Source organism: Agrobacterium sp. InxBP2 (genome assembly GCF_026191755.1).
Taxonomy (GTDB): Bacteria; Pseudomonadota; Alphaproteobacteria; order Rhizobiales; family Rhizobiaceae; genus Agrobacterium; species Agrobacterium pusense.
The window spans coordinates 314,087-332,357 of the sequence record NZ_JAINDY010000026.1; the positions used below are offsets into that span (position 1 = coordinate 314,087).

At 59.8% G+C, this 18,271-nt stretch carries 19 protein-coding genes; 10 read left to right on the forward strand and 9 right to left on the reverse strand.

Annotation, left to right across the window (positions count from 1 at the left end; translation table 11 throughout):
• Positions 1 to 10: 10 nt before the first annotated feature.
• From mmsB to K7A42_RS09490, 5 genes are all read left to right on the forward strand, one after another.
• Positions 11 to 895 (forward strand): 3-hydroxyisobutyrate dehydrogenase, encoded by an 885-nt coding sequence (gene mmsB / locus K7A42_RS09470; protein ID WP_112556695.1) that lies wholly within the window; start codon positions 11 to 13, stop codon positions 893 to 895.
• A complete protein-coding gene (locus K7A42_RS09475; protein WP_112556693.1) occupies positions 892 to 2,847 on the forward strand; it encodes an acetoacetate--CoA ligase in 1,956 nt (651 codons plus the stop codon). Before mmsB ends, K7A42_RS09475 begins: the two co-directional genes overlap by 4 nt.
• A gap of 4 nt (positions 2,848 to 2,851) precedes the next feature.
• A complete protein-coding gene (locus K7A42_RS09480; protein ID WP_004437889.1) occupies positions 2,852 to 3,637 on the forward strand; it encodes a 3-hydroxybutyrate dehydrogenase in 786 nt (261 codons plus the stop codon).
• Between the two features lie 124 nt (positions 3,638 to 3,761).
• Complete coding sequence (locus K7A42_RS09485) at positions 3,762 to 4,103, forward strand: hypothetical protein (protein WP_112556690.1); 342 nt, start codon at positions 3,762 to 3,764, stop codon at positions 4,101 to 4,103.
• 93 nt (positions 4,104 to 4,196) lie between these two features.
• A complete protein-coding gene (locus tag K7A42_RS09490; RefSeq protein WP_044459434.1) occupies positions 4,197 to 6,533 on the forward strand; it encodes a glucose/quinate/shikimate family membrane-bound PQQ-dependent dehydrogenase in 2,337 nt (778 codons plus the stop codon).
• 76 nt (positions 6,534 to 6,609) lie between these two features.
• On the opposite strand, the gene K7A42_RS09495 is transcribed toward K7A42_RS09490, so the two are convergent.
• Positions 6,610 to 7,110, reverse strand: a complete 501-nt coding sequence (locus tag K7A42_RS09495) for a ferritin-like domain-containing protein (RefSeq protein ID WP_044459433.1) — start codon at positions 7,108 to 7,110, stop codon at positions 6,610 to 6,612.
• A 174-nt stretch (positions 7,111 to 7,284) separates the two neighbouring features.
• Here K7A42_RS09495 and K7A42_RS09500 point away from each other — a divergent pair, with 174 nt between their 5' ends.
• Positions 7,285 to 7,770 carry an MgtC/SapB family protein gene (locus K7A42_RS09500; RefSeq protein WP_004437902.1) on the forward strand — a complete coding sequence of 162 codons (486 nt, stop codon included), beginning with the start codon at positions 7,285 to 7,287 and terminating at the stop codon, positions 7,768 to 7,770.
• A 6-nt stretch (positions 7,771 to 7,776) separates the two neighbouring features.
• Here the strand turns inward: K7A42_RS09500 and K7A42_RS09505 are convergent, their stop codons facing one another.
• Genes K7A42_RS09505 through K7A42_RS09530 form a run of 6 tightly spaced genes read right to left on the reverse strand, consistent with a single transcriptional unit; the run spans position 7,777 to position 11,654 of the window.
• Positions 7,777 to 9,003: an NAD(P)/FAD-dependent oxidoreductase gene (locus K7A42_RS09505; protein ID WP_022563476.1), complete on the reverse strand. Its 1,227-nt coding sequence runs from the start codon at positions 9,001 to 9,003 to the stop codon at positions 7,777 to 7,779.
• A 19-nt stretch (positions 9,004 to 9,022) separates the two neighbouring features.
• Entirely contained in the window at positions 9,023 to 9,433 is a 411-nt protein-coding gene (locus tag K7A42_RS09510; protein ID WP_022563477.1) for a TIGR02588 family protein, read from the reverse strand.
• Positions 9,434 to 9,440: 7 nt separating this feature from the next.
• Positions 9,441 to 10,301: a TIGR02587 family membrane protein gene (locus K7A42_RS09515; RefSeq protein ID WP_004437909.1), complete on the reverse strand. Its 861-nt coding sequence runs from the start codon at positions 10,299 to 10,301 to the stop codon at positions 9,441 to 9,443.
• Positions 10,302 to 10,354: 53 nt separating this feature from the next.
• Positions 10,355 to 10,795, reverse strand: a complete 441-nt coding sequence (locus K7A42_RS09520; RefSeq protein ID WP_112556688.1) for a PPC domain-containing DNA-binding protein — start codon at positions 10,793 to 10,795, stop codon at positions 10,355 to 10,357.
• Between the two features lie 59 nt (positions 10,796 to 10,854).
• Positions 10,855 to 11,415: a DJ-1/PfpI/YhbO family deglycase/protease gene (locus K7A42_RS09525; protein ID WP_004437914.1), complete on the reverse strand. Its 561-nt coding sequence runs from the start codon at positions 11,413 to 11,415 to the stop codon at positions 10,855 to 10,857.
• A gap of 17 nt (positions 11,416 to 11,432) precedes the next feature.
• Positions 11,433 to 11,654 (reverse strand): hypothetical protein, encoded by a 222-nt coding sequence (locus K7A42_RS09530; protein ID WP_006698052.1) that lies wholly within the window; start codon positions 11,652 to 11,654, stop codon positions 11,433 to 11,435.
• Between the two features lie 44 nt (positions 11,655 to 11,698).
• Between K7A42_RS09530 and K7A42_RS09535 the strand changes: the two genes are divergently transcribed.
• The 4 genes from K7A42_RS09535 to K7A42_RS09550 are packed head-to-tail and all read left to right on the forward strand — an operon-like array spanning position 11,699 to position 15,694.
• Entirely contained in the window at positions 11,699 to 11,929 is a 231-nt protein-coding gene (locus K7A42_RS09535) for a hypothetical protein (protein ID WP_004437918.1), read from the forward strand.
• Between the two features lie 15 nt (positions 11,930 to 11,944).
• A complete protein-coding gene (locus K7A42_RS09540) occupies positions 11,945 to 12,763 on the forward strand; it encodes an N-formylglutamate amidohydrolase (protein ID WP_022563483.1) in 819 nt (272 codons plus the stop codon).
• Positions 12,760 to 14,637: a flavohemoglobin expression-modulating QEGLA motif protein gene (locus tag K7A42_RS09545; protein WP_072495045.1), complete on the forward strand. Its 1,878-nt coding sequence runs from the start codon at positions 12,760 to 12,762 to the stop codon at positions 14,635 to 14,637. Before K7A42_RS09540 ends, K7A42_RS09545 begins: the two co-directional genes overlap by 4 nt.
• A 10-nt stretch (positions 14,638 to 14,647) precedes the next feature.
• Positions 14,648 to 15,694, forward strand: coding sequence for a glutathione synthase (locus K7A42_RS09550; protein ID WP_004437928.1), 1,047 nt, complete (start codon positions 14,648 to 14,650; stop codon positions 15,692 to 15,694).
• Here K7A42_RS09550 and K7A42_RS09555 read toward each other — a convergent pair whose 3' ends face one another.
• Together K7A42_RS09555 and K7A42_RS09560 are read right to left on the reverse strand one after the other, a co-directional pair.
• Entirely contained in the window at positions 15,695 to 16,717 is a 1,023-nt protein-coding gene (locus K7A42_RS09555; RefSeq protein ID WP_112556686.1) for an NAD-dependent epimerase, read from the reverse strand.
• Positions 16,718 to 16,800: 83 nt separating this feature from the next.
• Entirely contained in the window at positions 16,801 to 18,132 is a 1,332-nt protein-coding gene (locus tag K7A42_RS09560; RefSeq protein WP_112556684.1) for a UDP-glucose dehydrogenase family protein, read from the reverse strand.
• Positions 18,133 to 18,271 lie beyond the last annotated feature (139 nt).

Here is an 18,271-nt window from a genome sequence, read left to right on the forward strand (position 1 = left end):
GAACCTACCGATGAAGACCATCGCTTTTCTGGGGCTGGGACATATGGGCCTGCCGATGGCCGCCAATCTCGTCAAGGCGGGATATGCCGTCAGGGGATACGATCTTGCCGAAGCCTGCCGTGCAGCGGCAAAGGAGGCGGGCATTCCGGTTGCCGCGAATTCTGCCGAAGCAGTCAACGCGGCTGATGTGGTCATCACCATGCTGCCCAAGGGCGAACATGTCGTTTCGGTCTATGACGATCTGACTAGTAAAATCTCTGCCGGAACGCTCCTTATCGACTGCTCGACCGTGGATATGGCAAGCGCATTGAAGGCGCATGAACTGGCCGCTTCCGCCGGTTGCCCTTCGGTCGACGCCCCCGTTTCCGGCGGCACGGGCGGTGCGGCCGCCGGCACCCTGACCTTCATGTGCGGTGGTGAGGCGGAGGCTTTTTCGGCGGCGAAGCCGCTGCTGGAAGCCATGGGCAAAAAGATTGTGCATTGCGGCAAGGGCGGCAACGGGCAGGCGGCCAAGATCTGCAACAACATGATCCTCGGCATTTCCATGATCGCGGTTTCCGAGGCTTTTGTGCTCGGCGAAAAACTCGGGCTTTCGCACCAGGCGCTGTTCGATGTCGCCTCCACCTCTTCCGGGCAATGCTGGTCGCTCACCACCTATTGCCCGGTGCCGGGTCCGGTGCCGACATCACCCGCCAACAAGGATTACCAGCCCGGATTCGCCGCAGCCTTGATGCTCAAGGACCTGAAGCTTTCGCAGGAGGCGGCCAATGGTGCTGACGCCTCCACGCCGCTGGGTGCTGCGGCGGCGGCGCTTTATGAGAGCTTCGTCGACGACGGGCAGGGCGGGCGTGATTTTTCCGCCATCGTTGAAATGCTGCGCGGGAGCAGAGCATGACAGCCGCCGCGCCATCTGACATTCTGTGGGTGCCGCCGGAAGAGAGGGTGAAGCGCTCGGCGCTTTTCGCCTTCGCGACAAGAACCGCAAAGATACACGGGCAGGCCGCCGATGATTATGCCGGCCTGCTGCGCTGGTCCATCGACGCGCCGGAAGAGTTTTACGATGCGCTGTGGGACGAGCTCGGCATTATCGGCACGCGCGGCGACGTTGCGTTCAAGCCGGGCGCGACGATCCGGGAGGCTGAGTTCTATCCGGGCGCGAGGTTGAATTACGCCGAAAACCTTCTGCGCGATGCCGATGAGCGGTTGGCCATCATCGCTCATCGTGACGATGGTACAAGGCGCGAGATAAGCCGCAAGGGGCTTTACAACGCAGTGTCCCGCATGGTGCAGGCGCTCGTGCATGCCGGGGTGCAGGAAGGTGATCGCGTCGGGGCGATCGTCACCCATGATATAGAGGCGATTGTGGGATATCTGGCCGTGAGCGCCATCGGTGCCATCTGGTCGTCCTGCTCTCCGGATTTCGGCCCGGCAGGCGCCTCTGACCGCCTGTCTCAGATCGGCCCGAAAATCATCATCGCCGTGCCGGAATATGGTTATGCCGGTAAACGCATCGACGTCGGCCCGACCATCCGCGCCGTGGCGGAGAGTGCGGCCCCTGAAAAGATCGTTCTGATCGGTGAAACCGTTCCCGAAAGCCTTACTGATCTCGGCTGCGTCACGCTTGCGGCTTTCGTTGCGCCTTATGCGGCGGGCGAGATTGTCTTCAACCGTCTGCCCGTCCAGGCGCCGCTGGTGATCCTTTATTCCTCCGGCACGACAGGCAAGCCGAAATGCATCACCCATTCCGGCGGCGGCCTGCTTCTTCAGCACATGAAGGAGCTGAAACTGCAATGCGATATCAAGGAGGGTGAGCGCTTTTTCTATTTCACCACCTGCGGCTGGATGATGTGGAACTGGCAGGTCTCCGGTCTCGCGCTCGGTACCACCCTCGTCACCTATGATGGCAATCCCGGCTATCCGACGCCCGGCCGGCTGATCGATCTCATCGACGCCGAAGGGATCGCCACTTTCGGCACGTCTGCGAAATTTATCGATGCATGCCTGAAGGCGGGACTGAAACCGCGGGAAAGCCATGATCTTTCATCGCTGCGAACAATTCTCTCCACTGGTTCGCCGCTCATCCCGCAATCCTTCGATTATATCTATCGCGACTGGAAGGCGGATGTGCATCTCGCCTCCATTTCCGGCGGCACCGACATCTGCGCCTGTTTCCTCGGCGGCAATCCCCTACAGCCGGTTCATCGCGGTGAATTGCAGGGCGCGATGCTCGGCATGGATATCGATACGCTTGACGATGAGGGCCGTTCCGTTCGCGGCGTTCCCGGCGAACTCGTCTGCCGGAATGCGCATCTGTCCATGCCGGTGAAATTCTGGGGCGATGAGGATGGTTCGCGCTATCAGGCCGCCTACTTCGATCGTTTCCCCGGCATCTGGGCGCATGGCGATTTCGCCGAACTGCGGCCCTCCGGCGGTTATGTGATCCATGGACGCTCGGACACGACGCTTAATCCAGGTGGGGTGCGCATCGGGACTGCGGAAATCTACCGGCAGGTGGAAACCGTGCCCGAAGTAGAGGAGGCCATTGCCGTTGGGCAGGATATCGACGGGGACCAGCGGGTCATCCTCTTCCTGCGCATGAAGGGTGGTGCTGCCTTGACGGAAGAGCTGGAAAAGACCATCCGCAGCCGCATCCGTTCGGGGGCGACGCCGCGGCATGTGCCGGCAAGGATCATTGCTGTCAGCGCTATCCCACGCACACGCTCCGGCAAGATTTCCGAAATCGCGGTGCGCGACACCATCCATGGTCGGCCGGTGAAGAATGCCGATGCGCTCGCCAATCCCGAAGCGCTCGAACTTTTCCGCAACCTGCCGCAGCTGAAGGACTAGGCCCATGGAGGATCAACCGAAAACCGTGCTTGTCACCGGTTCCACCAGCGGCATCGGACTTGCCATCGCCAGGCGTTTCGCCGAGGCGGGCTATCTGGTCGCTGTGCATGGCATAGAAACGGTGGAGGAGGCGACGCAGGCGCTGGAGGCTGTAGGGAAAGTGGCGCGGCAAAGGCCGGCCTATTTCTCCGCCAACCTCGCGAACTATGAAGAAAGCGCGCATCTGCCTGAAAAGGTCATTGCGGAATTCGGCCATGTCGATGTCCTCGTCAACAATGCCGGCATTCAGAAGGTCGCGCCGATCGATGAGTTCGACTTCGCGGATTTTTCCCGCATCGTTGCCATTTCTCTCGACAGCGCCTTTCACACCATCCGCGCTGCTTTGCCGGGCATGAAGGAAAGAGGCTGGGGCCGCATCGTCAACATCGCTTCCGCGCATGGTTTGCGCGCGTCTCCCTTCAAGGCTCCCTATGTGGCAACCAAACATGCGGTGGTGGGACTGACGAAAAGCGTTGCGCTGGAGGTTGCCGAACTCGGCATCACCTGTAACGCCATCTGCCCCGGCTATGTCTGGACCCCGCTTGTGGCCGCGCAGGTCGCGGATCAGGCGAGGGTACACGGCATGAGTGAGGAAGATGTGGTGAAAAAGGTGATGCTTGCGCCGCAGCCGACAAGACGCTTCATCCAGCCGGAGGAAATCGCCGAAATGGCACTTTATCTCGCTGGCGATATGGCCCGTTCCATCACCGGCACCACCATTTCCATCGATGGCGGCTGGACCGCGAAATAACCGAGAGGCCCGGACGCCCTCTTCCGGTAAGGGCCAGATTGCGCCATGTCGAATGCGCCGGCCCCTCGCGGGAACAAAACCTCTCCCTGTGGATTAGATTGACAGAGTTTAGGGAGTGAAAGACATGGCCAGAGAAAATACCAGCTATCTCGACGGTCGGGATGCTCCGAAAAAGGAGACGGCCACACGGGCACGGCAAGGATCGACAGGACGTCCGGTTCTTGTCATTCTGATCGTCAGCGTGTTGTTAGCGCTGGTGGTCTGGGCTGTCGTGGAATACGCGGTTTTCGAACCGGACGAGAACCTGCCGCAAAATCCGCAGACGGAGAACGCCCCCGTCCCGCAGCAGCCCTCGGGTTCGGAAAGCTTCGACAACAATCCCGCGAACGGCGGTGCTTCGCCGCCGGCTTCAACGGAGCGAAACCCTTCCCCGCAGGACTCCACGGGGGCGCCACAGAACCCGTGACGCAGATGCCATGAATTTTCGTGGCGTTTGAATGGAACCATATTGCTCCCGATTTCATTTCACACAAAGTGACAGGAATCGGGGGTTTCATTCATGGCAGTCACCGTCACTGCAGTTTTTCTCACGCTCATCGGCCTCGCGCTGTTCGGTTTCGGCTCCCAGCTTGTGATGCTTGGGGGCAGTTTTTATTATGTGCTTTCCGGACTGGCCTTTCTGTTGACGGCCGTTCTGCTCTTCAAGCGCAATCGCGCAGCACTTCACGTCTATGCCGTCTTCATTGTCGCAACACTTGCGTGGGCAGTCTGGGAAGTCGGTTTTGACTGGTGGCAGCTTGGCCCGCGCGGCGGTTTTATCATTGTGATAGGCCTCTGGCTCTTGGTGCCCTGGGTGAGGAAGCCACTCGGTTTTGCAAGCCCGACGGGGCTAAGCTATGGGCCGAATGCCTGGCCGCTGGCGCTTTCCGTTCTCGCTTCCATCGCGGTTGCCGGATATTCGATGGCACAGGACCCGCATGATCAGCCAGGGTCCTTGCCGCAGGAAACGGCGTCCGCGACGCCCGCCTATGGCGGCAATGTGCCTGACGGTGACTGGCATCAATATGGCCGCACGCCCTATGGGCAGCGTTATTCCCCACTGACCCAGGTCAATGTCGACAATGTTTCGCAATTGAAGGAAGCTTGGCGTTACCAGACCGGCGACGTGAAGCTGCCGGACGATGTGGGCGAAACCACCTATCAGGTGACGCCGCTCAAGATCGGCAATACGCTTTTCATCTGCACGCCGCATAATTGGGCCATCGCCATCGATGCCGCGACCGGCAAGGAAAAATGGAAATACGATCCGAATGTCGGCCTCAATCCGGATCGCCAGCACCAGACGTGCCGCGGCGTGTCCTATTATGCCGAACCGGGTGCCGCGCCGGGAACGGCCTGCGCCGAGCGGGTCTATCTGCCCACGTCGGATGCACGGTTGATCGCGCTCGATGCCGCCACCGGCCAGGTTTGCACCTCCTTTGCCGATCAGGGTGTGCTGCATCTCGAGCAGGGCATGAAATATAATCCCGCCGGCTATTATTATTCGACATCGCCGCCCGTGATTGCTGCGGGCAAGATCATCATCGGCGGCGCGGTGAATGACAATTACTCCACGCAGGAACAATCCGGCGTGATCCGCGCTTTCGATGTGAACAGCGGTGCGCTCATCTGGAACTGGGATTCCGGGAACCCGCAAAAGACCGAGCCGATTGCGGCCGGTGAGACCTACACGACCAACTCGCCGAACAGCTGGTCCGTCTTCAGTTATGACGAAGGCCTCGGGCTCGTTTATGTCCCGCTCGGTAATCAGGTCCCGGACCAGCTCGGCATGGGCCGCAGCGAGAATGTGGAGAAATATTCTTCCTCCATCGTCGCGCTCGATATCAATACGGGCAAGGATCGCTGGGTGCGCCAGACGGTTCATCACGATCTCTGGGACATGGATGTGCCGGCCCAGCCGGTGTTGCTCGACATAACCAAGGATGGTCAGACCGTTCCTGCGCTCGTCGGGCCAACGAAGCAGGGGGATATCTACGTTCTCGACCGGCGCACCGGCGAGCCGCTTCTGCCGATCACGGAGGAGCCAGCCCCGGGCGGTGCGATCCCCGAGGACTTCACCTCGCCGACGCAGCCGACAACGGCCCTCTCGTTCAAGCCGGAGCCATTGCAGGAAAAGGACATGTGGGGTGTCTCCATGTTCGACCAGCTCGCCTGCCGCATCCGCTTCCACCAGCTGAACTACAAGGGCCGCTACACCCCGCCGTCACTGACCGGCTCGATCATCTATCCCGGCAATTTCGGCACCTTCAACTGGGGCAGTGTGGCTGTGGATCCTGAAAGGCAGGTCATGTTCGGTATGCCGACCTATCTCGCCTTCACCTCCCAGCTCGTCCCGCGCGATCAGATTCCGCCGAAGGGTCAGGACGAAAAGGGCAGCGAGCAGGGTCTGAACCGTAATGACGGTGCGCCCTATGGCGTTTTCATGGGACCGTTCCTCGGCCCGCTGCAGATTCCCTGCCAGGCGCCGCCGTGGGGTTATGTCGCCGGCGCGGACCTGCGCACCGGGGATGTGGCCTACAAGCACAAGAACGGCACGGTCTATGACATGACCCCGCTGCCGCTCCCCTTCAAGGTGGGCGTGCCGGGAATTGGCGGACCGATGATCACCAAGGGCGGCGTAGCCTTCCTGGGTGCCGCCGTGGATAATTATCTGCGGGCCTATGACCTCACCACCGGCAAGCAGCTCTGGGAAGCGCGCCTGCCCGCTGGCGGTCAGGCAACGCCGATGACCTATGCACTGGAAAACGGCAAGCAATATGTGGTGATGGTTGCGGGCGGTCACGGTTCCGTCGGGACCAAACCGGGCGACTACGTCATCGCCTACACCCTGCCGTAACCTTCAGGCTACGACGACAATAAAAAACCGGAATGGGTGACCATTCCGGTTTTTCTTTGAGCCGATGCGGATGGCGTCAGGCAGCCTTCTTCTCGGCCGCGGCGTTCACCGAAGTCTTGGCAAGCGCGGTCAGCGCGTCGTCGGTCTTCGACTCTTCCTTAAGAGTGGCATCGAGCAGCGATACCGCCTTGGTATGGCCGAGCTTTTCCGCCCAGGCCTTCAGCGTGCCGTAGCGGGCGATTTCATAGTGTTCGACCGCCTGGGCCGATGAGACGAGACCGGCGTCGAGGGCGGGGGTGCCCTTGAAATCCTCCATGATTTCCTCGCCCTCGGCGATAATGCCCTGGATGGCTTCGCAGGTCTTGCCCTGGGCGCGCTTGCCAATGATCTCGAATACTTCCTGCAGGCGCTCTACGTGGCCCTGCGTTTCTTCCTTGTGCTTTTCGAAAGCCTGCTTCAGCTTCGGGTCGGTCGCCGCCCGCGCCATTTTCGGCAGGGCTTTCAGGATCTGCCTTTCGGCGTAGTAGATGTCCTTCAGCGTGTCGTAAAACAGGTCGTCGAGTTTCTTCTCGGCCATTGGTCCTTCTCCCATGAAGTGGAAATGCACGATGTGCGCTCATGCGCACGGGAAACAAACTTTCAGCTGCTCCTATGGTTCCGGTTCGGTTGTACGCAACGTTTATATTGCTGTGCGGAACCATCGCGCCTTTTCGAACTTAGTGTGGAGAAATTTCCGGGAGGAGACGCGACAGTGCCCCAAAGCCTTGCAGAAGAATTTTCCATGAATATTTCCATTCCGTTCGAGGTGCTGCTGGTGCGCGTGTTCGGCGCGGTCATCCTGTGCGGCCTGATCGGTCTGGAGCGCGAATTTCACAAAAACACCGCTGGTCTGCGCACCAATATGCTCATCGGCCTTGCCGCCGTCACTTTCTGCGTCATCACCATCCATATGATGGAAACGATGGCGGAAGGGCATGAGGCAGCCCGGCTCGATCCCATCCGACTGGTGGAAGCCGTAACCGCCGGTATCGCCTTTCTCGCCGCAGGTGTGGTCGTTTACACCAAGGGCGACGTCAAGGGGCTGACGACGGGCGCAAGCATGTGGCTTTCGGCGGCGATCGGCCTCTCGGCCGGTCTCGGCATGTGGCCGCTCGCTCTGCTCGCCGCAGCAATGGGCATCGTCGTATTGTGGACGCTTCGCCGTATCCAGGTGGTAACCGGTATCAAGGATGAATGAACGGCATCAGCGGAAGTGAAAAAGATCGGCGTCGGGGTCGGTACCGCCATTGATGGCGGCGGCCACGATTTCGGCGGCGATCTGGCTGAAAGTGATGCCGTTGCCGCCGAACCCCATCACCGCATAGACATTCTTCATGCCCGGAACGAGGCCGATCAGCGGCAGGCCCGTGGTGGTCGTACCAAAGGCTCCCGCCCAGCGATAATCGGGTTCGCCGATATCCACGCCCAGCAGTGTTTCAATCTTGCGGCGGATTGTTCGTGTCTTGCCTGCCAGCTTGCTCTTCGACTGATAGGAGACAGGATTTTCCTCGTCCTCGCCGCCGGCAATCACTCGTCCCTCACGGTCGGTTCGCAGATAGAGATAGGGGTCTGCCGCCTCCCATACGATGTGGCTTTGCAGCCAGTCCGGCAGATCCAGCCCTTTCCTGCTGGCCAGCGCCCAGGTGGAAATGATCCGGTGTGTCGGGCTTTCAAGCGCTTTCAAGAACTCATACCCGGTGCAAAATACGATGTTGCCGGCGGAGAGGATTTTCCCGTTGGCAGTGGCGACGATTACTTCGTCGCCAACGTTTCTGAGATCGGTGATTTCCAGAGGAGCGACGATTTCCGCTCCAGCGCTCGCGGTATGGCGCAGCAGACCCGCTGTCAACTGGGCGGGATTGGCGGAGGCCGATATGTCGCTGACGATGGCGGCGGTCCGTTCCAACCCATAATGCTCTCTCAGTTGCGCGGCGCCGAGAAACTCAGCCTCGATGCCGGCTTCTGCGCGGGCATCCGCCTCTGCCTTCAGCGCGCGCGAACCCATGTCGTCACCGGCGAGGTACAGTGCCTGTTTTCGTCTCATGCCGCAGGAAATATTGAGCGAGGTGACGATTTCCTCCAGACGAAGAACCGCGCGCGCCGAGCGCTGCCAAGCCCTGTCTGCAGCCTCCCTGCCGATCATCGTCCGGAGTTTCGTCAGCGGCGTGTCGATCTCGTGCTGTATCATTGCGGTGCTCGCCATGCTGCTGCCTTTGACGGGTTCGCGTCGGTCAACGATCAGCATGGATCGTCCCGGGCGATGCAGCGAGTGGGCCACCAGCGCGCCGCTGATACCGGTCCCGACAACGATTGTGTCGTAGTGGTTGTCTTTCGGCGTCTTGCCGCTTCTGACACCGATCCGCGGCGTATCGGCCCAGAGCGGGGTTGACTCCCTGAGGTCGCGTTCCTTCGTCAGGTCTGATGCGGTCATGAAATGGTCCTGAAAACTGTCACGGTTCGGTATAGCCGGCGACGTTGATGACAAGCCTCCCGCCTGCGGGATCGTTGCGGAAGAAAAGCGTTCCGCTGTCGCGCGATTCCGAGGCGACGTAATCGAATGTCACGTCCGCGCTTTCCTGCGTGCCGCCGTCCTGCTGCAGATCTCCGCGTACCTGCACCTGCGCCGCCGTCGTCATGGAGAGATTGCGGATATCGAATTTCACCCGATATTGCCCCGGCTCACCGTTAACGTCTGTCACGGCGATCTCGAAGCGGGCGTCGTCCGGTTCGTAGCGATAGATGTCGTAGAGGATCCAGCCGAGCATGGAGGCGACGAGCAGGGTGCAGATGGCGCCCGTGACCCATTCGATCCAGTGCGGATCGGAACTTTCCGTGTGTTTTCCATCCTTGGAGATTGTCATGATGTCCTCACAGGATCAGCCGGGCCGAGGCGGCGCCGATCGAGGCGGGAACGCCGAGAATGACGGCGGCATTCAATATCTGCGACAGGGAGGTGTGGTCGAGGCGTTCGAAAGTCCAGAGCGTGTAGATGCTGATGCCGATGGCGATGACGTAGCCCGGCAGGGTGAAGCGGATGAAGGATTGCCACCATTTCTGTCCCTCGTGTAGCCGATGCGAGCCCTTGAAATGAAGCGCGTAGACGAAACCATGCATGATGGCGATCGACAGCAGGCACAGGGCGAGAATGTGATAGGGGGTCACCTTATAGGCGATGAGGATCATTTCTTCCGTCGGCGCGACGTTGAGATTCAGAAAGAGCGCACCCACCACCATCATGAAAAGCTCGTGCAGATATCCGGTCTCGCCCGAATATTCGCCTTTCTCTTCATCCTGCTCATCGGAATGCTGTCCAAGCTGGCTGCGGCCAAGCAGGGCGCCTATGCTCGCGGGAACGGATTGTAACGCAACCTTTGTGACGATGTTGGAGGCGGTGATCTGGTCGTTGAGGACACCGAACAGCAGAAGTGCGGCCGCGCTCACCGCGACGCCCAGCCCATAGGCGGTTATTGCGTCTCGCGCCGCCTGGCTCCAGGAGTGAATATTCTCGAACCCGATCCGACGGGCGAGAAGTAGAAGCAGCGGCAGGTTGAGGACGCAAAGCAGCAGGAGCCGCCATGGGCTGATGTAAAGGCCCAGAAACCACATCTCCATGGTCATCAGCATGGGCAGGGCAAACAGCAATGCGCCCGCCGTTCCTCGCGCCAGACCTGTCAGAAACTGTCTGACCTCGTCGTCGCCTTCACCGTCCCGATCGATTGTCGCCGCCATGCCATCCCCCGTGTGAAGAGATAACGCAATGGCGTTTTTCCGGTTCCGCGGGATTATTTCGCGGGGTCGATGAGGGCTATGCCGAACTCACTGATATAGCTGCGTCGCAGTTCTGCGGGTGTTTCGCGGATAACCACCTCCAGTGTCGGTCGTACCACGCCTTTCAGAAAGTGCCCGCCCTTGGTCGAGCCATCGTCAAAGCCCAGAACGACATGCAGGTGCGGGTTCGGCGTATCGTTTTCGTCAAGGGTAATATCGCCGAGCAGGCTCAGGACCTCGCTCTGTTCCGTCACGGGTATTTCTTTGTATTCTCGCGATAAAAGGTCGAAAAACGCAAGCGTCGCGGTGGAGAAGGCACCGATCGCCGTCACCGACGCCGCGTTGATGTTTTCGGTCCGCGCAAAGCGGCGGATTGCGTCGAATGCCTCTTCTTCCGGCTCGATCACGAGAATGAAGGTACGTTCGGCGGCGCTCGCCAGCAATCTGCTTTTCATGACTTCCTCCCAAAAAAAGTGCCGCCGGAAGCCGGCGGCACAAAGGAATGCGGAGCTTATCAGGCGGCACGGCGCTCGTGGCGACCTTCCTCCACCTCTTCGACGATCTTGGCCACAAAGGCATCAAGGTCATCGGGGCTGCGGGAGGTTATGATCCCCTTGTCGGTAACCACCTTTTCATCCTTCCAGTTGGCGCCGGCGTTTTTCAGGTCGGTCTTGATCGACCAATAGGATGTGGCGTCACGGCCGCGAAGGGCGTCGGCTTCGACCAGAAGCCAGGGCGCGTGGCAGATGGCCGCTACCACCTTGCCGGATTTCAGAAAGTCGCGGACCACCCGCATGGCGTCTTCGTCATGGCGCAGCACGTCCGGATTGATCTGGCCGCCGGGAAGCACCAGCGCATCGAAATCATCCGGGCGAACGCTTTTCGCGAGGAGATCGACGGCAATACTGTCGCCCCAGTCCTTTTCATCCCAGCTTTTGATCTCTCCTTCCTTGATAGAGGCGATCTTTACATCCGCGCCTTTGGCCTTGAGCTGATCGTAGGGCACCCTGAGCTCCGAGCGTTCATAGCCGTCAGTTGCCAGGATAAGGATTTTTGCGGCGTTAATAGCAGTCATATCTGTCTCCTTTGGGTTCAATCTTCCTTGTCCGAATTCACGGAGGGGAGGAAAAATTCCACGTCCTTGCGGCGTTCCGCTTCGAGCGGTTCGATGTGCGTCTGCCAGAATGTCTCGGCTGCAGCTGGTTCGTGCTCCCATTGGCGCACAAATGTCTTGTTGTCGTCGATCATCACCTGACGCGTGCCGCCGAGCCGCAGATATTCTTCCGCAAGTTTGCGCGTTTCGGTTTTTTCCATGTCGCGGCTCCTAGTGTGTGGAATCGGGAACGGAGGGACGCCGGATGGGTAAGAAGCTCGACTGCCGTTTCGTTGGCCACCGGGAGAAAACGGAAAAACCCCGATGTTCTTCAGCGCCATCATGTCCGTTTGACACGGCGGCCCTCCTGCCAGAACAACGTGAGCTTTCCGGTATGGTTCCGCAGTTTTTTGACGGCGCATGCGTGCTGCGGCCCAATAAATCGCGCGCAATTTTTGCCGGAACAAACGGGCCGCTTGTGCTGTTTTACCCCTGATGCAGGGGAGGCAGCATGGTAGCCAGACACAGCGACGGCAAGGATGAAAATACGGGCTTCTGGACGATCGGGTTTGGCAATTCGCCGGTTATCGGCACGGCCATCCATGACGGTCACCGCATACGGCCAGATATAGCCGGGCTGATGGCCCTTTCGGGCGAACAACGCCTGAGAGAGGAAGATCCGTTCACCGGCGACATGATTGCGGGATTGACCAACCGCGTCATTGTGCACCACTCACGTTTCGAAATCGACCTCAACCGCGCCGCCGATCAAGCCATCTATCTGAAGCCGGAACAATCCTGGGGGCTTGAGGTATGGAAACAGGAGCCTGCGCCGGCAGCGGTCCGGCAATCTCTGGATTTCCACGCGGATTATTACGCGATGCTGGAAAATACGCTGGCCGCGCTCGAACGGCGGCACGGCGCTTTTGTCGTGCTAGACGTGCACACCTACAACCATCGCCGGCAGGGTCCGGCTGCGCCGCCGACCACGCCTGCGGAAGCACCCGATATCAATATCGGCACCTTTTCCATGGACCGCAGCCGCTGGAACGATATCGTCAGCGCCGTCGGTCATCATTTCGCGTCAGCGACCATTGCCGGACGCCGTCTTGATGTCCGCGAGAACGTGGCGTTTCAGGGCAAGGGGGAACAGACCCGTTTCATTCACGAGCGTTTCGCGGAAAACGGCTGTGCCATCGCCATCGAGTTCAAGAAATTCTTTATGGACGAATGGACAGGAAAGCCGGACAGGCGCGTAGTGTCGGAAATACGGGACATGATCACGGCACTTCAGCCCGTTGTCGAGGAATGTCTGAGGTCGCGGCGATGAATGTTTCTGCCGCCCGTGATGTCCCTTCTCCCACTGCCGAGCTGGTGGATGACGTGACATCCTGCCTCCAGGCAGGCAAGGCAATACGTCGCGATATCGGCAAAGACGGCCGGCTTCATATCGACCGGCCACTACCTTTCCTGTGCCTGCATCTGACCGGCGGCACGAAAGATCTTGCCGCGCGCGACATTGCCGCCGCTCACGCTTCCTATCTCATTGCTTCGACCGTTCAGGAGGCCGCGCCGTTGATCGAGGCCGTGGGTACGGCCATGCGGGAGCGTTTCGGCGCCTTCATCGTGCTCGATATCGGTGAGTTGGAGCACGACATCCTGCTTGCCGACGATTCACCCTTCTTACCGCATTATGAGGTCTCCGTTTCGGCAACAGCCGAACCGGAAACACAAAAGGCCCGTCGGGTATTCATCAAGGCTGTGTGTGACGCCGAGGTACGGTTTCGTACACCGCGCATCACCCGGCCCGAGCCGGAAGGCGACCCGATCCTCCGGTTTCAGAATGCAGGACTGGACTTTCCCTGTATCAGTGTCCGTTTCGCGCCGATCTATAGACAGCCGGAATCCGGTGCCGATTATCCGGGCCTGCGCGAGACGATGATCGCCGATCTTTTCGACGCGGGCCTGCAAGCCTTCTCGTCATTCTCTGCAGGGATGGACGCGCTCAAGGTGACCAGCCACAGGGCGCTCGGCCGCAAGGCCTTCGTCGATGCGGTCAGGCGCGCAGACAGGTCCATCGACGATATCGTATCGTCCTTCGATTTCCTTCTCTCCGTCACGCCAATCAATGCCCGCCGGGCCTTCGAGGAATTTCGGGACGGCAGCTTCCAGTTCGCGCCGCGTCTTCTCTACCGGCCGTTGGGCGTCGATGTCGAGGAGCAGAAGCGAAAGCTCTATTCGGTGGTTTTCGATCATCTGGAAGATCCGGTGCTTTACCATCTCTATCGGGAGAAACAGCAGGAGATCGATCTGCAACTGACGATGCTGGCCAATCTGCACCGGCGCACTTTCACGGATTTTTCCCGCGCCCTCTATGGCGCCGTCGAACCTGCGCTGCTGACGCTGGCGCTGCGGGTGCTGGAGGATTGTCCCCGCCGGGAGGAGGGCGGCGAAATCGCGATGGTAGATTGTTACGCCGTCGCACGGAAGTCGCGCGAGATGGTCGAGTCCTACTTGGCCGAGGAGCCGGGCTTCAAGGCACGGGTAGAAATCCGCGACGACCTGCCGCCGGGTCTGATGGTGACGGGCGAGAAACTTCTTATTTCCCGGCACACCGTTATGGAACAGCGCCGTGTCGAAGCGCTCCTGTCGCATGAGATCGGCGTGCATCTCCTCACCTATTTCAATGGGTCGTTTCAGGGGCTCAGGCTCTTTCGTACCGGCCTCTCCGGCTATGAGGGCGTGCAGGAAGGGCTGGCGGTGCTCGCGGAGCATCTGGCTGGCGGAATGACGCGCGAGCGCCTGCGGCTGATTGCGGCCCGCGTCGTCGGCTGTGCCGCCATGCTGGATGGCGCCAGCTTTGTGGAGACGTTCCGGCTCATGACCCGCGACCATGGTTTTGATGAGGCTGGCGCCTTCAACATGACGTTGCGCATCTATCGCGGCGGCGGCCTCTCGAAGGACGCGATCTATCTGCGCGGGCTGGCCGAGGTGCTGGACCATCTGCGCAAGGGCGGTGCGCTCGATCCGTTCTGGATGGGCAAGATAGCCGCCCAGCATTTCCCGGTCATGCAGGAGCTTGCCCTGCGCGGCCTTTTGCGCCCGCCAGGCGTCAGGCCCGCATTCCTGCTGCCGGCCAGGGCCAACGAGCGTCTGGAAAAAATCCGGGCGGGAATATCCATTGCCGAACTCGCGACATTATAGGAGGGGCTTCATGCGTATCGCATTTTTCGTCAATTCGATTGAAACCGAGGGGCCGAATTTTGCAACCGGCCTGCTGGCCATGGCGGCGCTCAATCGCGGCCATGAGGTTATCTATCTGACGCCGGGTGACTTTACCCTGCGTTCGGATGACAGCCTGACGATCCATGCCACGGTGCTGCCGAAGGCGAAATACAAGAAATCCGAAGCGTTTCATGCTGCTCTTCAGGACAAGACGCTGGAACGGCGGACCATGGATGTCGAGGAGGTCGATGCTCTGATGCTGCGCAACGATCCCTCGCTCGACCAGACCACACGGCCCTGGGCGGTCCATGCCGGCATCCTGTTCGGTCGGCTCGCCGAACAGCGCGGTGTCGTCGTACTGAACGATCCCGAAGGTCTGGCGCTGGCGCAGAACAAGCTCTATTTCCAGAGCTTTCCCGAAATCGTCCGGCCGACCACGATTATTTCGCGCAATGTGGATGAAATCCGAGCCTTCGCCGATGCCCATCCAAAAGGCGTCATCGTCAAGCCGCTGCAGGGCTCCGGCGGCAAGAACGTCTTCAAGATCGGCTCCAGCAAGGAAACCAATCTCAACCAGATTTTCGAAGCCGTCAGCCTCGAGGGTTATCTGATCGCGCAGGCCTATCTGCCGGCTGCTAAGGACGGCGATATCCGCTTCTTCATGATGAATGGCCGGCCGCTGATGCGCGACGGCAAATATGCCGCCCTTCGCCGTGTGCCTGCAAAAGGCGATCTGCGTTCCAACATCCACGCCCGCGGTACGGCGGAGGCCGTGAAGGTGACAGACGACATCGTGGCGCTTGCCGAAATGGTGCGGCCGAAGCTGGTGGAGGACGGCATGTTCCTTGTCGGACTTGATATCGTCGGTGACAAGATACTGGAGGTGAACGTGTTTTCACCGGGCGGGCTTTCCAATATCCGCGACCTCACGGATATGGATTTCAGCGACACGATCATAGAGGCAGTGGAAACCAAGATCGCCATGCAGAGCGCGTCCGGCGGCACCATCTCAAATCGCCTGCTGGCAACGCTGTAGTTATTCCTGCAGCGAGGAGGATTGCATCTGCCGATACCAGGCGACGAGGGCCTTGATGCCCTCTTCGACCGACGTCTGCGGCACGTAGCCGGTAAGGGCTCTCAAAAGATCGGGCGAGGCGAAAGTGCGGGGAACGTCACCCTGCTGCATCGGCAGCATGTTGCGGACCGCCGGTTTCCCAACCGCTTTTTCGACCGTCTCGACGAAATGCATCAGTTCCACCGGCTGGCCGCCGCCAATATTGACCACGCGGAATGGTGCATGGTGGGAGAGCGTGTCGGTGACGCCTTCTTGTGTGACGCGGTTTTCCTCGGAAGGGATGACCGCGCTCAGTCGGACGATGCCCTCCACCAGGTCGTCGATATAGGTGAAGTCGCGGCTCATTCTGCCTTGACCGTAGATATCGATCGGGCGGCCGTTCGAGATGGCGTCGACGAATTTGATCGGCGCCATGTCCGGCCGCCCCCAAGGACCGTAGACTGTAAAGAAACGAAAGGCGGTGGTGGGCAGTTTGTGCAGATGGGCATAACTGTGCGCCATCAGTTCCATCGACTTCTTGGTGGCGGCGTAAAGCGTCATCGGCTCATCGGCCTTGTCGCTTTCCGCAAACGGGATTTTCTCATTGGCGCCGTAGATGGAGGAGGTCGATGCCAGCATCAGGTGCTTGACATCAAGGCTTCTGGCAAGCTCCAGCATGTTGAACGAGCCAAGGAGATTGGAATCGACATAGGCGCGGGGATTTTCAAGGCTGTAACGCACACCCGCCTGGGCGGCGAGATGAATGATGATTTCAGGCTCGGAGGCGTCGGCCGCGCGCTTCAGCGCATCCGTATCCTCGAGCATGCCGATCTCCGCCCGGAAGCCGTTGGAGCGGGAAAGAATGGCGTGACGCTTTTCCTTGAGGCTGACATCGTAATATTTCGTCATGCCGTCGAAGCCGGTGACGAAATGACCAGCATCGAGCAGACGCTTGGCGACGTAAAAGCCGATAAAGCCTGCTGTGCCGGTGACCAGATAACGCATGATGATTTCCCGAATCCATTGGTGCGTCTGCGGTTAAACCGAAACGCAGAAAACCTTTTGATGAAACTGCGATGGCGACGCCTTCAAGCGTCGTTATCAGAACCGCCTTCCTGCGGGCGACCGACGGCGGCATAGATGAAGCCATGGGCGGCGACTTCGTCGGTGCGGTAAATATTGCGTAAATCCACCAGCACCGGGCTTTTCATGATCGCCTTGAGGCGCGGCAGGTCGAGGGCGCGGAACTGGTTCCACTCCGTCACGATGACCACCGCGTCAGCGCCTTCCGCAGCCTCATAAGGCCCGGTTGCGTAATCGATGTCCTCGATCAGATGGCGGGCATTCGCCATGCCTTCCGGATCGTAACCCACCACCTTCGCGCCCCCGTCCTGCAGGGTCTGGATGATGGCGATCGCCGGGCTGTCGCGCATGTCGTCGGTATTCGGCTTGAAGGTGAGGCCGAGCACGGCGATCTTCTTGCCGCGCACGTCACCACCCACGGCGTTGATGACCTTGCGGCCCATGGCGCGCTTGCGGTTGTCGTTGATGGCGATGGTGGTCTCGATCAGCCGCACCGGCGCGTCATAATCCTGCGCGGTCTTGGCGAGCGCCAGCGTATCCTTCGGAAAACAGGAGCCGCCATAACCAGGGCCGGCATGCAGGAATTTCGGGCCGATACGGCCATCGAGGCCAATACCGCGCGAGACATCCTGCACATTGGCGCCAACCTTTTCGCACAGATCGGCCATTTCGTTGATGAAGGTGATCTTCATCGCCAGAAAGGCGTTGGCGGCGTATTTGATGAGTTCGGAAGCACGTCTGGTGGTGAAGAGCAGCGGCGACTGGTTGAGATAAAGCGGGCGGTAAACCTCGGTCATGACCGGCCGGGCACGTTCATCCGACAGGCCGACGACGATACGGTCCGGCCGCTTGAAATCCTCTATCGCCGCACCTTCGCGCAGAAATTCCGGGTTGGAAACCACGGCGAAATCGGCCGAGGGGTTTTCCTCATGGATAATTCGTTCCACTTCGTCGCCGGTGCCGACGGGAACGGTGGATTTGGTGACGATTACGGTAAAACCATCCAGCGCATGGCCAATTTCCTTTGCCGCCGCATAGACATAACCGAGATCGGCATGGCCGTCCCCGCGCCGTGAAGGCGTGCCGACCGCGATGAAGACCACGTCGGCCTTGGCAACGGCGGCGGAGAGATCGGTGGTGAAGCTCAACCGCCCGGCTTTGGCATTGTTGGCGACGATGGTCTCCAGACCCGGCTCGAAGATCGGGATATGGCCATTTTTCAAGGCTTCGATCTTTTCCGGCATCTTGTCGACGCAAACCACGTCATGGCCGAAATCTGCAAAACACGCGCCGGACACAAGGCCGACATAACCCGAACCGATCATCACAATCCGCATTCTTTTTCCTTTCGGTTAGCGAGGCCATGGTAACGCAGCAATATCAGCCGGGGAAATCATCGGGTGAAAATCGCAGGATAATATTTAGCCGCCTTCATGCCCGTCGCCAAGCGCCGCGATCAACACCGGCTAACGTCTT